We start from the raw sequence: 17,106 nt of genomic DNA on the forward strand, positions 1-17,106 counted from the left end.
AGCTGGTACGCTCTGCCCCCACACGCGCCGCGATGATTTGAACCGACCCTTCCGTCATGCCCGCGTGTCGGGCGTCCGCTCGCTCAACGCGGTTTCGGACAAGTCCGGTATACGTGCAGGACGAAATTCTGTCATCCTGCACGCCTGCCAAAGTTATCAAGATCCGCCCTCACAGGATATGTTCAGCCCCTTCATGCTTCCGTCGAACAGGCTGCCGACCTCGGCCTTGGATATCGGAAACTCTTCCAGCGGGTCTTTCGCGAGGTCGTAATACGCGCAGGAGGGATTGCCCGTTTCTGACTTGATATACAGTAGCTTATAGCGCTTGTTGCGGATGGCGACCTGCCTTTCCCTGTTTTTGAGAGGGATCACGGTCTCGGATATGATGAAGTCTTTCTCTTCATCCCGGACACTGTCTTTTCCATCGAAGAGGACAGGCGCGAGAGATACTGAATCCAGCGGGATCATGTTTCCGGCGCGATTGGGAACCTGCTGAGGCGTGGCCACATGCGCCAGATCGAGGACGGTCGAGTAGATATCGACAACGTGCGTGAGCGCATCGCTATAGCCCGGCTTGATGTCCGGCCCCAGCATGACCAGCGGAACCCGCATCCCACTTTCATAACCGGTGCCCTTGGCCCTGCCCTTCGCCGTCAGGTACATATTGTCGATGAAATCGACCGCCGGGCGGCCATACATGGGCGTGCCATTGTCGCCCAGAATGATCACATAGGTGTCCGGGCTGAGCTTCTTGAGCTCCTTGAGAAATATCCCGAGGACCGTATCGGTCGAATTGACCCAGGACCGGTTCAGGGCCGGCGGGGAGCAGTTGCCGAGGTCGGTGGTGCCGAACTTTCCGCCGCACGCCTGAATCTCGGCGCGAGACTTCGCATCGAGCGTATCTGCGTTCGGCACGAAGGACGGTTGCGGTCCTGCCGTGATATGGACCATGTTGAACGCGAGCCAGGCGAACCACGGCTTGTCGGGCGCTTCAGCCTGGTTGCGCCTGATCCAGTTGAGCGTATCGGCGGCCCGCACGACCGGCTCGAAACTGGTCGGAGCGATGCCCGGCAGCGAGCGGACCGGCGCCGGCTCGGTTCGCCATTCCGAGTCAGGGCTGGCAGAATCCTGCACTTGATAATCATGATGCCAGTAATCGGTGATCGCCCCGTTCAGATTGCCTTCGAACAGCGCGAAACCGGCTTCCTTGGGCTTCATGCCGGGATATTGGTTAAGGCCAGCCATGTGCCATTTGCCGAACACCGCGGATGTGTAGCCGGCGGCCTGCAGATCCTCCACGAAGGAATGCTGCTTTTGCGACAGCCAATCCTCATAATCGCGCAGGCCCGTGTTGTGGGCATAGAGGCCCGTGAGCATGGATGCGCGGGTCGGTGAGCAGAAGGGCTGTGCCCAGGCGTTGGTGAAGGTGCGCCCCTCCCCCGCCAGACGATCCAGTACGGGGGTGGAGGCCGGACGCCCCTTGATCGCGCGGTAATTCGGATGACTGAGCCCCAAGGGTCCGTACTGCTCCACGAGACGAGCGATCATGCCAGGATACATGTCGGACACCGCGTCAACGCCCACATCGTCCAGGATGACGAGGACGATGTTCGGCCGAGCCTTAGGCGCATCTTCGGTTCGCGCGACGCCGGGTTGTGCCCACAGCATCAGCGAGAGGCCCAGCGCGCTTGTGGTGGCCCTGAAAGCGGCTGCCGAGACTTTGACGAATGTTTTCATGCGCTTGTTATCCTAGATTCGGCCAGGACAAGGGAGGCAGCAGCTGGCCGCCCCCTCCCTCTCAGTTCACTTGGCTGATTTCTCGAAGGTCACGCGGTCGATCGAGAGTTCGGACATGGCCGGCTCGGCCATGTTCTCCAGCAGGGTGCGGACATTGTACCGGCCGATCACACCGCTGCCCCGCAGCGGGTAATAGACTGCGACGGCCTGCGACTGCACCACCTTGCCATCCACGATCATGGCGATCGTCGCGGCGCGCGGGCCGACCTTGGGTGCCGCCGTGACCAAGATGCTGACATCATGCCGCCCGACGGAGACTGGCTCGCCTTCCAGCCGCACGCGTTCGGCTTCCCGCCCGCTCGGGTTGTAGAGATAGGTGGGGCGACCATCCTGCATGATCAGACCCCCGCCCCCGGCCTCATCGCCGATGATCACGATCGGCCCTTTCGCGTTCGTGCTCGCGGTGGTGATCGCGGCGCGCATGGTCCAGTCCATGCCGAGGGCTGGGAACGTCCCCTGCGGATAACGGGTCGGCCCCGGATAATAAGTGAACTGGTTGCGACCATCGACGAGCGAGGGCCGCTTCCCTGCCCCCACGCGCCCGATCAGATCGGCCTGGATCGGATTGACCTGATAGCGGCGTGCCGCTTCTTCGAAATCCTTCTGCAATTCGGCCAGTTTCTGGGGATGCTGAGCGGCCAGATCGCGCGACTGCGAATAGTCCTGCGTGAGGTTGTAGAGCTCCCATTTGAACGTCGACGGGTCCAGCGGGGTGGTAGACCGGTCAAAGGGCGCGCGGGGCGGCGTAGTCGAGGCCAGCCAGCCATCCTTGTAATAGGAGCGGTTGCCCAGCATCTCGAAATATTGCGCGCGGCGCGTGGAGGGCGCGGTCGCGTTGCCAAAGCTATAGACCATGCTGACGCCGTCGATCGGCTGCTGCGTCACGCCATCGACTTCCGTCGGCGGCACGACGCCGGCTGCCTCATAGATCGTCGGCGCGATATCGATCACATGGTGGAACTGGCTGCGGACCTGCCCGGTCGTCTTGATGCGCTGCGGCCAGCTGATGACCAGCCCATCGCGCAACCCGCCGAGATGCGAGGCGATCTGCTTACCCCAGGGGAAGGGTGCATTTTGCGCCCATGCCCAGCCGGCATTGTAGTTCGAGTAGCTATGCGGGGTTCCGTTCTGGTCCGATGTTTCGATCAGTTCCGCTTCGGTCGGCTCGATCCCGATCAGGCTCTGCAACTCCTGCACCGCGCCGCGCCGGCTATCCATGCTGGCGCCATTGTCGCCCTGCAGATAGATGATCATGGTGTTGTCGAGCTGGCCATTAGCCTCGATCTCGCGGATCACCCGGCCAAGCTGGTCATCGAAATATGCGAGCTGCGCGGCCGCCACTTCCATTTGATGGGCGTAGGTCCGCTTGGCCTCCGGACTGAGGCTGTCCCAGGCAGGCACTGCATCGGGCCGGGGCGTCAGAACCGCATTGGCCGGAATCGTGCCTGACTGCTTCTGCCGGTCGAAGATCTGCTGGCGCAGGACATCCCAGCCCATGTCGAAACGCCCCTTGAAACGCGCGATCCATTCTGCCGGCGCCTGATGCGGCGAGTGCATGGTGCCGGGGGAGAGATAGACAAAGAAGGGATTGTCGGGCTTCTGGCTCCACTTCACCCGCAACCAGTCCACCAGATGGTTGGTCATGTCCTTGTCGAAAATGTAATCGCCATCCTTGGGAGGCTCGATGGCGTTGCGGTTCTCGATCAGCTCGGGGCGAAACTGGTCGCTGGCGGCAGCGTTGAAGCCGTAGAAATAGTCGAAGCCCATCCCGTTGGGCCAGCGATCGAAGGGGCCCATCGGCCCGGTTTCCCAGACCGGCGTGTTGTGGTTCTTGCCGAAGAACGCCGTGTCATAGCCATTGTCGCGCAGCACGCGTGCGATGGTCGCCGCGCTTTTGGGCATGACAGAGGTATAGCCCGGCTCATCGATGGCGACATTGGTGATCGAGCCCGAGGCGACGGCATGGGCATTGCGGCCGGTGAGGAGAGCCGCGCGGGTGGGCGAGCACATCGCGGTCGTATGGAACTCATTGTACCGCAGGCCCCGCTTGGCAAGGGCGTCGAATGTGGGCGTCGGGATCAGGCCGCCGAAGGTGCTTGCCGACCCGAAGCCCACATCGTCGGTCATGATCAGCAGCACATTCGGCGCGCCCTTGGGGGCGGTGGGTGCCTTAGGATAATAGCGCCATTCCGGCGCTTGTGTGCGGTCTGCGGGCTCTTTCGCCATCGCTGCGCCGACGTGGGCCAGAACCAGGAGCGAGAGCGCCGTCGATCCTGCGATGCGGGCGATACGGGATTTCATGGGCATGATCGGTCTTTCCTGGTTTACCGGGCGTTCTTGCTGATCGTGACGGATGCGATGTCGCAGGTGCAGCGGCTTGCGACTGGCGCTATGGACGGGGTGTAGGAGAGCGGCGCCGTACCGGCGCGCCCGATATAGGCATCGCCACGGCCGCGGAGGGCCTGGCTTAGCGCCGTGGACGCGACCTCGGCGCCGTCGACCCTGAGGCGTACGGTGGTGCCGCCTGCGGGGGCGGGTTCGAAATCTACCGCAATCTTGTAACGGCCCGCTGGCAGCGCATCTCGCGGAGAAATCTCCACCGGCGTCCCGGCACTGCCGGGATTCACGATAAAGGTGGGGCGCCCTGCGTTCAGCACCAGCGCCATGCCGCCAAAATGGTCCCCCTGCACGTAGATCGGCCCACTGGAGCTTGGGCCCGCAGTCGATACGTCGGCGGTCACGGTCCAGCCGGCCGCGATCGTCGGGAAAGCGTAGTTCGTATACCGCGTATCGCCGGGGTAGTAAGTGAAGCTGGTCCTCTGCCCGAGCAAGGACGGCCGGAACTGGGGCGCCATCCGCGTGTGAAGATCGGCGTCCAGGGGGTAAACCGCGTATCGACGCGCGGCGGCGTCGAAATCCGCTTTGAGCTCTTCCAGTTTCGCGGGATGTTGGGAGGAGACATCCTCCGTCTGGGACCAGTCGCTCCGAAGGTTGTAGAGCGCCCATTTGAAATCGGCCGGCTGCGTCTTGGCTGCCCCATCCCACGGGGCCCGGCCCGGCAGGGTCGATGCCATCCAGCCATCCTTGTAATAGGCCCGGTTGCCCAGCATCTCGAAATATTGCTCGCGATGCCGCTCTGGCGCCGCCGCGTCGCTGAACGTGTAGAGAAAGCTCGTCCCATCAATCGGCTGCTGCTGGACGCCGTTCACGACGTCGGGCGCGGAGACGCCTGCGGCCTCGAAAATGGTCGGCGCGACGTCGATGACGTGGGTGAATTGCTGGCGGATCGCCCCGCCCTTCTTGATGCCCGCCGGCCAGCTCACCACCATCCCATCGCGCAGGCCGCCCAGATGCGATGCGACGCGCTTGCCCCACTGGAACGGCGCGTTGGTCGCCCAGGCCCAGCCGGCCGGATAAGTGCCGAAGGATTTGGGGCCACCATAGTCGCCCATCGCGGCAATCAGGTCTTGGTCGGTCGTCGGATTGCCGGCGATCACCCGGAGCAGGTCCGCGCTGCCGCGCAGGTCTTCCTCGCTCGCGCCGTTATCGCCCTGAATGTAGACGACCATGGTATTGTCGAGCTGGCCGTTCTGCCGAAGCGTATCGAGCACGCGCCCGATCTGGAAATCGAAGAAAGCGAGCTGCGCTGCGGCCACTTCCATCTGCTTCGCGTAGGCGCGCTGAACTTCGGGGCTGACCTGATCCCACGCCGGAATCTGCTCCGGGCGCGGAGAGATCTGGGCGTTGGCCGGAATGATGCCCTGCCGTTTCTGCCGCTCGAAGGTCTGCTGGCGCAGCACGTCCCATCCCTGATCGAACTGGCCCCTGAAGCGCGCGATCCACTCGGGCGGTGCCTGATGCGGCGCATGCGTCGAGCCAGAGGCGAAATAGGCGAAGAAGGGATGCTCCGGCCGCAGGTTATGTTGCACGTCAATCCAGTGGATCAACTTGTCGGCAAGATCCCGATCCAGAATATAATCGGGGTCCTCTGGCGCCCGCACGGTGTTGCGGTTCTCGATCAACGCGGGATTGAACTGATCAGCATAGGGCGCGTTGAACCCGTAGAAATAATCGAAGCCCATGCCGTTGGGCCAGTTGTCAAACGGCCCGACCGGGGTGTTCTCCCATACGGGCGTATTGTGATTTTTGCCCACGAAGCTGGTGTCATACCCGTTCATCTTGAGCACCTGGGCGATGGTCGCCGCGCTCTTCGGAATGACGGACGTATAACCGGGCGCATCGAGCGACACATCGGCAATCGATCCGCTCCCCACCGCATGATGATTGCGCCCGGTCAGCAGTGCGGCGCGGGTCGGGGAACACATCGCCGTCGTGTGGAAGGCATTGTAGCGCAGTCCGCTCTGCGCCAGGGCATCGAAGGCCGGCGTGGGGACAGGTCCGCCAAAGGTCGAGGCTGCGCCGAAGCCGACATCGTCGGTCATGATTAGCAGCACATTGGGTGCGTCCTTGGGAGCGACCGGCTCCTTGGGATAGGCCTGCCATGTTTGCGCCGGCTCATCGGCCGCGACGGCCGGCACCGGTTGCATGGTCAGGACCGGCAATGAGGCGACGAGGAGAGAGAGGCGGAGCTTGGCAGAGCGGGGTGACATTGGGGCAGTCCTCTTATTCTGGCTCACGCATCCCGCGCGCAGCGAACTCTCACTTTCCGGGCCGGCGCTTCTTCCTGATCGTGATCGTCGGACCCCATTGTGAATGTTCCGCCTGCGATCAGTTGCATCAGAGAAAACCTCACATGCCCTGCCGCCCGGCGCGTGTCCGGGCGGCAGGAACGGATCAGAACGCCCGCCTGACGGTGAGCGACCATTCACGCGGCGCGCCGGGCGTCCCGATGACGAGGCCGATCGGCAGGCGTGTCTTGTTCTGGTAGTAGAACTTGTCGGTGAGATTGGTCACGGCGAGCGAGACCTTCCAATCCTCGTCGGCGGACTGCCAGGTCAGTCGACCATTCAGCATCGTATAGGCCGGCACCAGGGACGCCGGGTTATTGTCCGAATTGGTGTAGAAGGACGACTGATAGGCGAGATCGAGGCGCGGGGTCAGCGTGCCCGCGTTCCCGACGAGGATCTCATATTGCGCACCGGCGCTGACTTTCCACTCGGTCACGAAAGGCGCGATCGAATTGAGCGTGATGCCGGCAATCGTGGCGCCCGCCGCGCCCAGCTTCGTGAGCTGGAAATCGAGGTAGCTGACACTGCCGTCGAACGACAGACCACGGAGCGGATTAACGGTCAGTTCTGCCTCGAACCCCTTGAACCGGGCGTCGCCGGCATTGGTGGGGGTCGCGTTCTGCGGTGTCAGGACAACCCCGTTCACAACGGTTGGCGCCGTGTTCGAGAAGATGATGTCCTTGTAATTGTTGATGAAGGCAGACGCATTCAACCGAACAGCGCGATTCAGCAGATCGCTCTTGAAGCCGATTTCATAGGCTTCCAGCGATTCGGGATTGAACGGCACCACCTGCTGAATGACGAACGGCCGCGGATTGACGCCACCACCGCGGAAGCCCGTGGAATATTGTGCGAACACCATCAGATCGTCGGTCAGGCGATAATCGATGTTGGCGCGATAATCCCAGCGCTTCCCGCTGTAACTGCCCACCGCACCGTCGATCAGGCGCTGTGCGGTATAGCTCACCTGGCTCGTGTTGAACGGGTTGAAGCGGCGGAAGTTGTAGTCCTTCTTGTCGTCGGTGTAGCGAATACCGCCGGTCAGGTTGAGGCGATCCGTGAGATGCGCCGTGACATGGGCAAATCCGGAAACGCTGCGTGCCGGAATGGTGTCATCCGAATAGAAGACGGAAGAGGTCGCAGCCCCCGGCGCAATGATGCTGCCGCCTTCGATATAGCTGGTGGCCTTGTAATAATAGCCGCCCAGCGTCCAATCCAGCAGCCCCGAAATGCTCGTGCCATTGAGGCGCAGTTCCTGGGTGAACTGGTGGTGGGTATTGGTGATGTTGTTGGTGTTGATGCCATAGGGCGTCGTGTCAAAATCCGTGCCATAGCGGCCGGATATGCTTTGATACGAGGTGATCGACTTCAGAGCCAGATCAGGGCCGAGCTTCCAGTCGATCGAACCAGAGACTTCCCAGGTGCGAAGACGCGTATTGGGCTGCCACACGACCGTATTGTGGCTGCCGCCGGCATCGGTGAATGCGGGCGTCGTGTAATTGGCGTAGTTTGTGTACGATTCCGGCCCGGTGATGAAAACGTTGCGGTTGGTGATGCCGGGCGTCAGCGTCGGCGCCACCGTAATCGCGAGCAGCTTGGTTGCGCTCGGCTCTGAATCGTCCACCAAACGGCTGGCCGCCACATTGACCTCGATGTCGTCACTGGCGATCCAGCGCATAGCGACACGCCCGGCGGTGTACTTCGTGCCGCCTTCCTGTCCGATCACGCAATCTTTGCCAACCGCGGCAGAGGCCGTGAACACTCCGTTAGTCGGGTAGACGCAGCCGAAATCCAGTCGGTCGAGATAGCCCTTCTTGCTACGCGTGGCGCCCGATACACGCACGAAGAGCCGGTCCGGCACGAGCGCGAAATCGCCTGCACCGCGCAAGTCGAGGCGGTCGAAGCTCCCCGTCGTGGCCTCGATGAAGCCGCCTTCGCCCGAGGGCTTCTTGGTGAAGAGCTTGACGGCGCCGCCGATGGAGTTCTTGCCCGCCAGCGTTCCTTGCGGCCCGCGCAGGATCTCCACGCGCTCGAGATCGAGCAGGTCCAGCTGAGAACCGAAGACCGTGCCATGATAGACATCGTCGACATACAGGCCGACGCCCGGCTCATAAGCGAAGTTGGTATCCGCCTGTCCTACACCACGCACATAGATCGCCGCGCCAGGGCCGAAGGCCGAGGTCGTCGGCTTCAAGACGACGTTGGGCGCGCTGTTCGTGAGGTCGGTGACGGTGTTGTAGCTGCGCGACTCCATCATCGCGCTGTCCATCGCGGTAATGGCGATCGGTGTGTCCTGAAGGCGCTGCGAGCGGAATTGGGCGGTCACCACGATGTCGCCGACGCCCCCATCGGCCTCCTGCGCGCTATTGTCGGTTGTGGCTTGTCCCTGTGCCATGACAGGCGTGACGGCAGATAATGCGACGGCCGCGACGCTGGCACGTGCGAGTAAAGTGCGAATCTTGGACACGATTCCTCCCCCTTATAAACATTGATCCGTCCCCTCTCGCGGGCCGGTTGATCGTCAGTTCGGAGGAAAGCGCTTGAGAAGCAATGTACCGGCGGGCTATCACCGTGATAACCAATTGGTTATCGGTATGGTGTGGGTATGGCGACGACGAGGCAACTCGAGATTTTTCTGGCGGTGGTGGAAGCAGGCGGATTCCGCCGGGCTGCGGATAAGCTCGACATCAGTGAAGCCTCTGTCAGCAAGCAGATAAAAGCTCTGGAACGCGCGTGCGGCACCGCCCTCTTCGACCGCGCGGCTGGAAAATCGCCGGAACTAACCAGCGGCGGTCAGCGCACGCTGAAACTCGCGAACGAAACCCTTCAGCTTAAAAAGCAAATACAATCGCCAAAATTGAACGCAGGTATCGAAGAGGATTTGGAGTTTATAACGAGGCCATATTTCTTCGAAACATTCGTGAAGCCTAAAATAAAAATTATAAATGAAGCCGTTTATCCGAGTAAATTGCGGTTGACGATCCTTGAATCAACATCGGAGATCGTGAGCCGTCTTTCCACAAATCACAGTGCATTCTGCATCGCGAGATTATATGTGCAGCAGAATGATCAAGTGAATTTTCATTATCTCAAAAAGTCTCTGGCCTCGGTCTATGTTCCTACGAACGTTTATAAAATGTGCGTAGATGGAAAAATAAACATCGACGATTTGCCTTATGTGACTCCGAGCTCCAATCATGGGGTCAACGAGATTTGCATCAAGGAAATTCAATCCCGTGAATTTAATCACAACATAATCCAGTCTCAGGTTTTTTCAGATCAGATTATTGCGGAAGCCATTGAGAGGGGCGCCAAGACGTTCCTGCTCGATCATCACGCCCGCTCTGCCGTTGAGAGTGGTGACATCGTGAAATTATCTCATGACGAAACGACCTTCTGGATTACGTTCGTCTGCAGCAAGAAAAGCTCAGATGATATTCAAAAGAGAGTTTTGAGCTCGATCAGGAAAGTCTTTGATCAGGAGATGTTCTAAGTCGGTCGGGGCTTCGCCTTCTCATCCGTGCCGATGCTCTTCCGCACAGGCGAGATCGGCCGCTTCGGTCTGCACCGTCACATGGTGAATGGCGAAGCGCGATGCGATGGCTTTGGTCACCGCCATGCGGATGGCATCCGCCCGCCCCTCCCCGCTCAGGTTGACATGACAGGTACAGCTGATGTCATCGTTCGACATCGACCAGACATGGAGATCATGGACACCGGCGACACCGGGCACATCAGCGATAACGCGGCGGACCTCGCCCAGATCGAGCCCCTGGGGCGTGCCTTCCAGTAGGATGTTGGTTGTATCGCGCAGGAGGACCCAGGTCCGCGGCAAGACCCACAGGCCGATCGCGATCGCCACGGCGGGGTCAATCCATGTCGCCCCGGTGAGGCGAATGGCAATGGCACCCGCGATCACCCCGATCGAGCCGATCATGTCGGCCCATACCTCCAGATAAGCCCCTTTCACGTTGAGGCTCTTGTCCTTGCCGGCCGAGAGCAGCCGCATCGAGACGAGGTTAACCACCAGCCCGATCGCCGCCACGATCATCATGCCCAGGGATTGCGTCTCCTGCGGCGCGTTGAAGCGCGAGATCGCTTCGGCGAAGACGTAGATCGCGATCATGAAGAGCAGAACCGCGTTGAAAGCGGCTGCCAGAATTTCGAACCTTCGATAGCCGAACGTCCGCTTGTCATCGGCGGGCCTGCGGCCGATGCGGATGGCTAGCAGCGCGATCCCCAGAGCTGCCACGTCCGTCAACATGTGCGCTGCGTCGGAAAGCAGGGCGAGGCTGTTGAAGACGAACGCGCCCACCACCTCCGCGACGAGATAGATCGAGGTGAGGATGAGAGCCAGGACCAGCATCCGGGCGCTGGCTCCGGCGGTATGATCATGGGCGTGCCCACCACCGTGATGATCATGCGCCATGTCGGACTCCTTCCATCGCCAGCTTGTGGGCATTCGCTGCCTACGCCATCCGTGCGCCTTAGCGCGCGTATAATGTCAGCAGAACGAACAAGCTCAGCAAGGTTGCCGATATGAGGCCGCCAGGCCGGCCCGCCTCAGCCAAAAGAAACAGGCCGCACCAACCCAGTGGTGCGGCCTGCCCTGTTTTTGCTTTCGCCGCTGTGGCTCAGATCTTGAAAAGCTGCTGCGCGTTGGTGCCCAGGATCTTGTCCCGCTGCACCGGCGGCAGCGCGCTGACCCTTGCCTTCACGCCGACCATGTCCTGGATGGAGAAGGGATAGTCCGAGCCGTAGAGCACCCGGTCCTCGCCCACTTGCTTCACAAGAAATTCGAGCGTGGGCTGGTCATAGACGATCGCGTCATACCAGAACTTGCGGAAATAGGCGCTTGGCGGCTTGTTGACGAGCCGGCGGCTGGTAGTGTTCTCCCACATCTTGTCCATCCGTGCGATGAGGTAGGGCAGCGTGCCGCCGCCGTGGCAGGCAATCAGCTTCAGCCCTTCGAACTTGTCCATGAAGCCGGTGAGGATGAAGCGCGCATACACCAGCGTCGTGTCGCTGGTGAAGCCGATGGTGTTGGCGAGGCCGAAAGATTCCACGCCCCACTTCTTGATGTCGACCATCGGCACCGTCGGGTGGATGAACGCCGGCAGGCCGGATTCCTCCACCGCCTTCCAGACCGGATGGAAATGCTCATTGTCCGGCAGCATGCCGACCATGTTGGTGAGCAGGCAGAGGCCAGCGGCGCCCATGCCGCGCACGCGGGCGAGTTCCTCGATGGCGGCATCGGGATATTGCCAGGGCAGCGATGCCATCCATTTGATGCGGCCGGGATATTTCTTCTCCGCCGCCGCGAAGTCGTCATTCACCTCGCGCGCGGTCTGGATCGCAACCTCGCGCGTGCTCCAGAACACGTTCGGCGCCGTGAGGCTGATGATCGCGATATCGACCCCGGCCTTGTCCATGGCGGCGATGCGCATGTCGAGATCGGTCATATCCGGCGCCAATCGCACAATCGGCGCGCCACGATAGGAGATCGTTTCGTCCGGCTTGGTCGGGAGGAGGCTCGTGTCCGCATCCGGGTGCTTGCGCAGCATTTCCACCCAGCGCGGGGTGAAATTGTGGGTGTGAACGTCGATGACAGGCACTTTCGCGCCGCCGCGTCGCTGCGCGCCGGCACTGCCGGCCATAGCAGCAAGGCCGAGGCCCGCCGCGCCGGTCAGAATATCTCTGCGTTCCAGGGTCATCTCTTTCTCTCCTCTTAAAATTTCAGACGCACGCCGGCGCGGTAGCTGCGGCCGGTCTGGTCAAAGAAAACAGGGTTGGTCACCGAGTTGCCCGGCGCGATGGGCGGGTCCGTATCGAACAGATTATTGATCGCGGCATAGATCTGCATCGTGGAATCCCCTGCCCCACCGATGGTGTAGCGCAGCGAGAGATTGAAGGTCAGCATGTCGTCCACGACATTATTGTCGATGCTGTTGGCCAGGGTGTTGCTGTAATTGGGATCGTCCGGACCGATCAGGCTCGCGTCGTAGCTGCCCTTGGGAATGTAGTGCCCCTGCACCGTGGCACCGAACGGTCCCTTCTCGAAGGTGAAGGTCCCATCCAGCGTGTATTTCGGCACGCCGATCGGGCCGCCGACCTGACGGCCGGTCTGCCCGGCGCGGTCCAAAGAGCCGGTGGCATCCACCTGGATCAGATCGAACACGCGGGTCGCCAGCAGGTTGATGGCGATGCGATTGTCGGCCCCGAAGCGGTTCGAGAAATCCAGCTCGAAGTCGATTCCGCGCGTCTTGATCTGGTTGACGTTGAGATACTGGTCCACCACGTCCGTGATCAGGCCGCTGGGGCCGGTGTCGCGCGTGATCAGCGCGCAATAGCTGGCCCCGCCCGCGTTACAGCGATCCGTGATGACCTGCGCGCCGACGAGATCGATCGCGTCGCGGATCTTGATGTCGTAATAATCCGCAGAGAAGCGCAGGCCCGGGATCATCCGCGGCTGAAGCACGACGCCGGCGGTGGTGGTATCCGCAATTTCCGGTCGCAGTGCCTGGTTGCCGCCGCGAAACACGCGGGCAAGCACCTGACTGCTGTTGGATATGTCGAAGATGGAGCCTTGGGAGGCGACCAGCGGCGTATAGAGTTCGGCGGCGTTGGGCGCCCGGATGTCACGCGACCGCGTGCCACGAAAGCGCACGCCCTCGACCGGCTCATATATGCCGCCTAGCTTCCACGTCGTCACAGAACCGCTGGTGCTGTAATTCGTGCGGCGGATCGCGCCGTTGAACTCGAGCAGTTCTATGCCGGACATGTCGCGGAGCAGCGGAACGACGGTTTCCGCATAGCCTTCCACGATGTTGATCGTTTCCGGCCCGAAGGACGAGGCATTGGCGATGTAGAAGCCGTTGGTCAGCGAGATCGGGTCTGCCGTGCCGCTCACACGCTCGCTGCGATACTCGCCGCCCACCGCGATGGAGACGGGGCCGGAGCCGAAGTCGAACAGATCGCCCCGCAGGTTGGCGGCGACCACATGCTGCTGAAAGCGCGTGCGCTGTTCGGAGGTGCCGAAGCTGTAGGCGCGCGCCGCCTCCGAGAAGCGATACTGGCCGAACAGGTTGAGGGGCTGACAGCCCGTCGCGGCCGCCCGGACCGCAGCATTGGGGCTGAGGGTCGCACGGCACACGATATTGCCATTGTCCACCCCGGTGCGGAACCGGCCTTCGTCCACGGCATCCAGCGCCCGCGTGAAGTTGGCGGTGATGCGGTTGTTCTCGACGATCTGGCTCGCGTCGGTCTGGCCGAATTGATAATAGGCATCCGCCTTCCAGCCATTGCCCAGATCGGCATCGAAACCGCCGACGATGCGGAAGGTCTTGGTGACATTGTCGCCGACGGCCACGCCAAGGTCCTGCCCGACGCGCCCGAAAGTGAGCGTCTGCGCGCCAAGCGTTGTCATCTGATTGACGATCGACCGCGGCAGATAGGGGTTGTCGCGATTGATGGTCAGATTGGTGTCGCGGGTCTGCGCGCCCGGCGTGATGACTCGCACCCGGCCGTAGGACACATCGATGAAGGGCGTCACCGCGCCCAGCTCATATTCGGTGCGTCCGTAGAGGGCATAGCGCTCCACAGGCACTTTGAGCACGCCGGCGGACCGGAAGGCGTTTTGCCCCTGCCCGCTCCCGCCCTGCATGAACAGCGTCGCATATTGGCCCCGCACGAACGGAACCGGGTTGCCTGCATCGTCGAACTGGATCGTCGCGAGCGCGGTCGGGGCGTTGATCTTGCCGGCGTAGGTCTGTGTCGCCGTGCGCACGTTCGGGCTGATGATCCGCGCCGCCTGGCCGTTGGTGCGGTAGGCGGTGTTGGTCAGAACCTGCCATTCCTGCGCACACAGATCATAGCTGTAGCAGCCGCCCATGCCGCGATTATTGTTATACTCGCCGCCGATGATGATGTGGCCGCGTCCACCGGCAAAGCTGGTGCCCGCTGCGGCGGCGATCAGTTGATCGCTATCCTCGCCTCGCTCGGAGATGCCAGCCTGCACATTGACCCGGAAGCCCTGCAGCTTCTTGTCGAGGATGAAGTTCACGACGCCGGCGACGGCATCCGAGCCATAGGCCGCCGAGGCACCGCCCGTCACGAGCTCGACGCGATTGATGAGGATGCCGGGAATGAGATTGGTGTCGACAGCGCCGGCAATCGTGCTGGGCACGAACCTGCGCCCGTCGACCAGAACCAGCGAGCGCTGCGCGCCCAAACCGCGAAGATCGACCGTGCGGGCACCACCGGCGCCGATGGTCACGCCGGAGGTTGTTGGCGAGGTCGTGGCGCGAAAGGCCGGAAGCTGGGCAAGCGCCTCACCGACGCTGGCCGCCGAGGTATTCGCCAGGCGCTCGCTGCCGAGCTGCGTGACAGGCGTCGGCGCGGTAAAGCCGGAACGGGCGATACGCGAGCCGGTGACGACAATCGCATCGCCCTCTTCGGCCTCCGGCGCCGGCTCTGCCTGAGCCATAGCTTGCGGCGCAGGCGCGGCGGGCGCTGGTGCAGCCATGGCGGCGGCAGGCTGAGGTTCCATGCGCACGACGGTGAAGCCGCTGCCGCGCTCCAGCGGCTGCAGCGGCGCGCTTCCTAGCAGCCGGGCCAGCGCTTCCTTGGGCTCATACTGCCCCTTGATCGGCACCGAAGGGCCATAGCCCGTGGACGAGGCGGAGAAGACGATCGACGTGCCGCTTTGCAGCCCGAACGTCCGCAGGGCTGATGGCAGAGGCTGCGATGGAATATCGAAATCGACCGGCTTGGCCTGCGCCGCCGAAGCGACCAGCGCGGTCGCCGCCGCGCCGAGCATCAAGGCGCCGCGCGTGTTGAAACCAGACATGAACATGAAAATCCCCTCACCTGTTTTTAGACTTCTCTACCTGATGAGGCGGTTCGCGCGATTTACCTCAGTCGTGCATTCAGATTTCTTTCACGGGCGATATCCAGCAACCGATACTCCCCGTCGGAAACCCGCGCCCACCGGGCCACGCCCATGGCATCGATGGCCGAAAGAAATGTGGAGACGTCGCCGGCGCGGAGCACGGCACTCATCCGCCGCTCGGCAATGGCGGGCGTGCCAATGAGGATCTTGGCCGGGAGATAGCGATTCATCTCGGCCACGATGTCGCCGAGCCGGGCTTCGTCGAAAATCAGGACACCCTCCCGCCAGCGCGAAACATTGCGCAGATCGACCGGGGCGAGTGTCCAATTGCCGTCCCCTGCGACGAGGCGGTAGCCGGGGCGCATGAAGACGGTCGACGCCGTGTCCGACTTTGTCTTGAGGCCCTGCACGACGACATGGCCCTCCATGAGCGTCAGCTCGACGGTCCGCTCGACGAGATTGACGTCGAACTGGGTGCCGAGCGCCTTGATCCGCTGACCACCGGCCATCACGACGAAGGGCCGCTCGCGATCTTTCGCCACCGCAAAGTTGGCGCGGCCGCTCAGCAACTCGATGCGCCGGGTCGTCTCGCCCATGCTCGCCTTGAGCGCGCTGCTCGCATCGAGGAAGACCTTGCTGCCATCGGGCAGGACGATCGCCGACGTCTTGCCCTCCGGCGTTTCGTAATAGGCTGTGACGACGGACGCTCGCTGTTCGCTGCTGGTGGGCAGCAGATCGAGCGCAACGACGGCCGCCACGGCGCCGGTGAGCAGCAAGCCGAGAGCCGCCGCGATGGCGAGCCGGCGTTTGCCCCGAGGCGCCTGGCGCGCCTCTTCGCGCAAGGCCATAATTTCCGGATGGGAGCGGAGGCGGTCGAGTTCCAGAAACTGGGCGACCAGCGCGTCATAGTCGCGTCGGTTCTCGTCGCGTTCGGCCAGCCAGCGCTCGAACTGGCGAACCTCTTGCGGAGGCAATGTCCCTGAGCGCACACGGGCGACCCATCCGGGGGCATCCACCGGCGTCGGCCGGTCGGCGGGTCGCACGAGGCGAGGCAGAAACTTCATTCCGTCCCCCTGGCATTGTCGTGCAATGCTTTCAAAGCCTGCATGATGTGCTTTTCGACCGCGCTCGCCGAGATGCCCAGATGCGCTGCGATCCGGGCGTAGGTCATCTCCTCGAAGCGATGAAGGACGAACACCTGCTGGGTGCGCGGAGGCAGTGTGCGGATCACCTCCAGAGCGGCGGTGAGGCTTTGCTGCCCGATCAGGATGCGTTCTGGCGAGAAGGGATCGATCTGATCCGGCACCTCTTCGTCGGCATAGCGCAACTGGGCATTTTTGTGGTGCCGCCGCGCCAGCACATGGGAGGCGATGGTGAAGAGATAGCCCTGCACATTCTCGATTTCCGCGCTTTTCTGGCGGCTGTGCAGATTGGCCAGCACTTCCTGCACGAGATCCTCAACCTCGCCGATGGGCACCCGTTTGCTGAAATAGCGATGCAAAGCGCGCCGGTGCAGCGACACGCGTTCGTCATCCAAAACGGGCACGGATTTATCCTGCACCTATGCCATCTCCGTGAGAGGTCCATTTGTTCTGTTTTCTATGAGCGTCGTTACCCGGAATTCCTCAGCGCATTCATAAAAAAAGAAAAATCGGGTCCACTTTTAAGGTGGCTCCCTGCCCGATGGGGGCTCTTTCCGGTCGACGCTGGAGTTTGGACATCGACCTGTCT

10 protein-coding genes are annotated in these 17,106 nt (G+C 62.1%); 1 reads left to right on the plus strand and 9 read right to left on the minus strand.

Features of this window, described 5'->3' with window-relative positions; genetic code table 11:
* Nucleotides 1–156 precede the first annotated feature (156 nt).
* The 4 genes from M2335_RS08995 to M2335_RS09010 all read right to left on the minus strand — a co-directional run bounded on the left by M2335_RS08995 (nucleotide 157) and on the right by M2335_RS09010 (nucleotide 8,952).
* Entirely contained in the window at nucleotides 157–1,737 is a 1,581-nt protein-coding gene (locus M2335_RS08995; protein ID WP_264594453.1) for a sulfatase, read from the minus strand.
* Nucleotides 1,738–1,803: 66 nt separating this feature from the next.
* A complete protein-coding gene (locus M2335_RS09000; protein WP_264594454.1) occupies nucleotides 1,804–4,104 on the minus strand; it encodes an arylsulfatase in 2,301 nt (766 codons plus the stop codon).
* Between the two features lie 17 nt (nucleotides 4,105–4,121).
* The gene (locus M2335_RS09005) at nucleotides 4,122–6,407 is read right to left on the minus strand and encodes an arylsulfatase (protein ID WP_264594455.1); all 2,286 of its coding nucleotides are present in this window, start codon (nucleotides 6,405–6,407) and stop codon (nucleotides 4,122–4,124) included.
* A gap of 184 nt (nucleotides 6,408–6,591) precedes the next feature.
* Nucleotides 6,592–8,952 carry a TonB-dependent receptor gene (locus M2335_RS09010; protein WP_264594456.1) on the minus strand — a complete coding sequence of 787 codons (2,361 nt, stop codon included), beginning with the start codon at nucleotides 8,950–8,952 and terminating at the stop codon, nucleotides 6,592–6,594.
* A 138-nt stretch (nucleotides 8,953–9,090) separates the two neighbouring features.
* On the opposite strand from M2335_RS09010, the gene M2335_RS09015 reads away from it, so the two are divergent.
* Nucleotides 9,091–9,978 carry a LysR family transcriptional regulator gene (locus tag M2335_RS09015; RefSeq protein WP_264587240.1) on the plus strand — a complete coding sequence of 296 codons (888 nt, stop codon included), beginning with the start codon at nucleotides 9,091–9,093 and terminating at the stop codon, nucleotides 9,976–9,978.
* Between the two features lie 21 nt (nucleotides 9,979–9,999).
* Here the strand turns inward: M2335_RS09015 and M2335_RS09020 are convergent, their stop codons facing one another.
* From M2335_RS09020 to M2335_RS09040, 5 genes are all read right to left on the minus strand, one after another.
* Entirely contained in the window at nucleotides 10,000–10,914 is a 915-nt protein-coding gene (locus M2335_RS09020; RefSeq protein WP_264594457.1) for a cation diffusion facilitator family transporter, read from the minus strand.
* Nucleotides 10,915–11,119: 205 nt separating this feature from the next.
* On the minus strand, nucleotides 11,120–12,199 hold the full coding sequence (locus M2335_RS09025) for an amidohydrolase family protein (protein ID WP_264594458.1): 1,080 nt from the start codon (nucleotides 12,197–12,199) through the stop codon (nucleotides 11,120–11,122).
* Nucleotides 12,200–12,213: 14 nt separating this feature from the next.
* Nucleotides 12,214–15,339 (minus strand): TonB-dependent receptor domain-containing protein, encoded by a 3,126-nt coding sequence (locus M2335_RS09030; RefSeq protein WP_264594459.1) that lies wholly within the window; start codon nucleotides 15,337–15,339, stop codon nucleotides 12,214–12,216.
* A 56-nt stretch (nucleotides 15,340–15,395) separates the two neighbouring features.
* The gene (locus M2335_RS09035; protein WP_264594460.1) at nucleotides 15,396–16,439 is read right to left on the minus strand and encodes a FecR family protein; all 1,044 of its coding nucleotides are present in this window, start codon (nucleotides 16,437–16,439) and stop codon (nucleotides 15,396–15,398) included.
* The gene (locus M2335_RS09040; protein WP_264572854.1) at nucleotides 16,436–16,921 is read right to left on the minus strand and encodes an RNA polymerase sigma factor; all 486 of its coding nucleotides are present in this window, start codon (nucleotides 16,919–16,921) and stop codon (nucleotides 16,436–16,438) included. Before M2335_RS09040 ends, M2335_RS09035 begins: the two co-directional genes overlap by 4 nt.
* Nucleotides 16,922–17,106 lie beyond the last annotated feature (185 nt).

It is taken from the genome of Sphingobium sp. B12D2B, assembly GCF_025961775.1.
Taxonomy (GTDB): Bacteria; Pseudomonadota; Alphaproteobacteria; order Sphingomonadales; family Sphingomonadaceae; genus Sphingobium.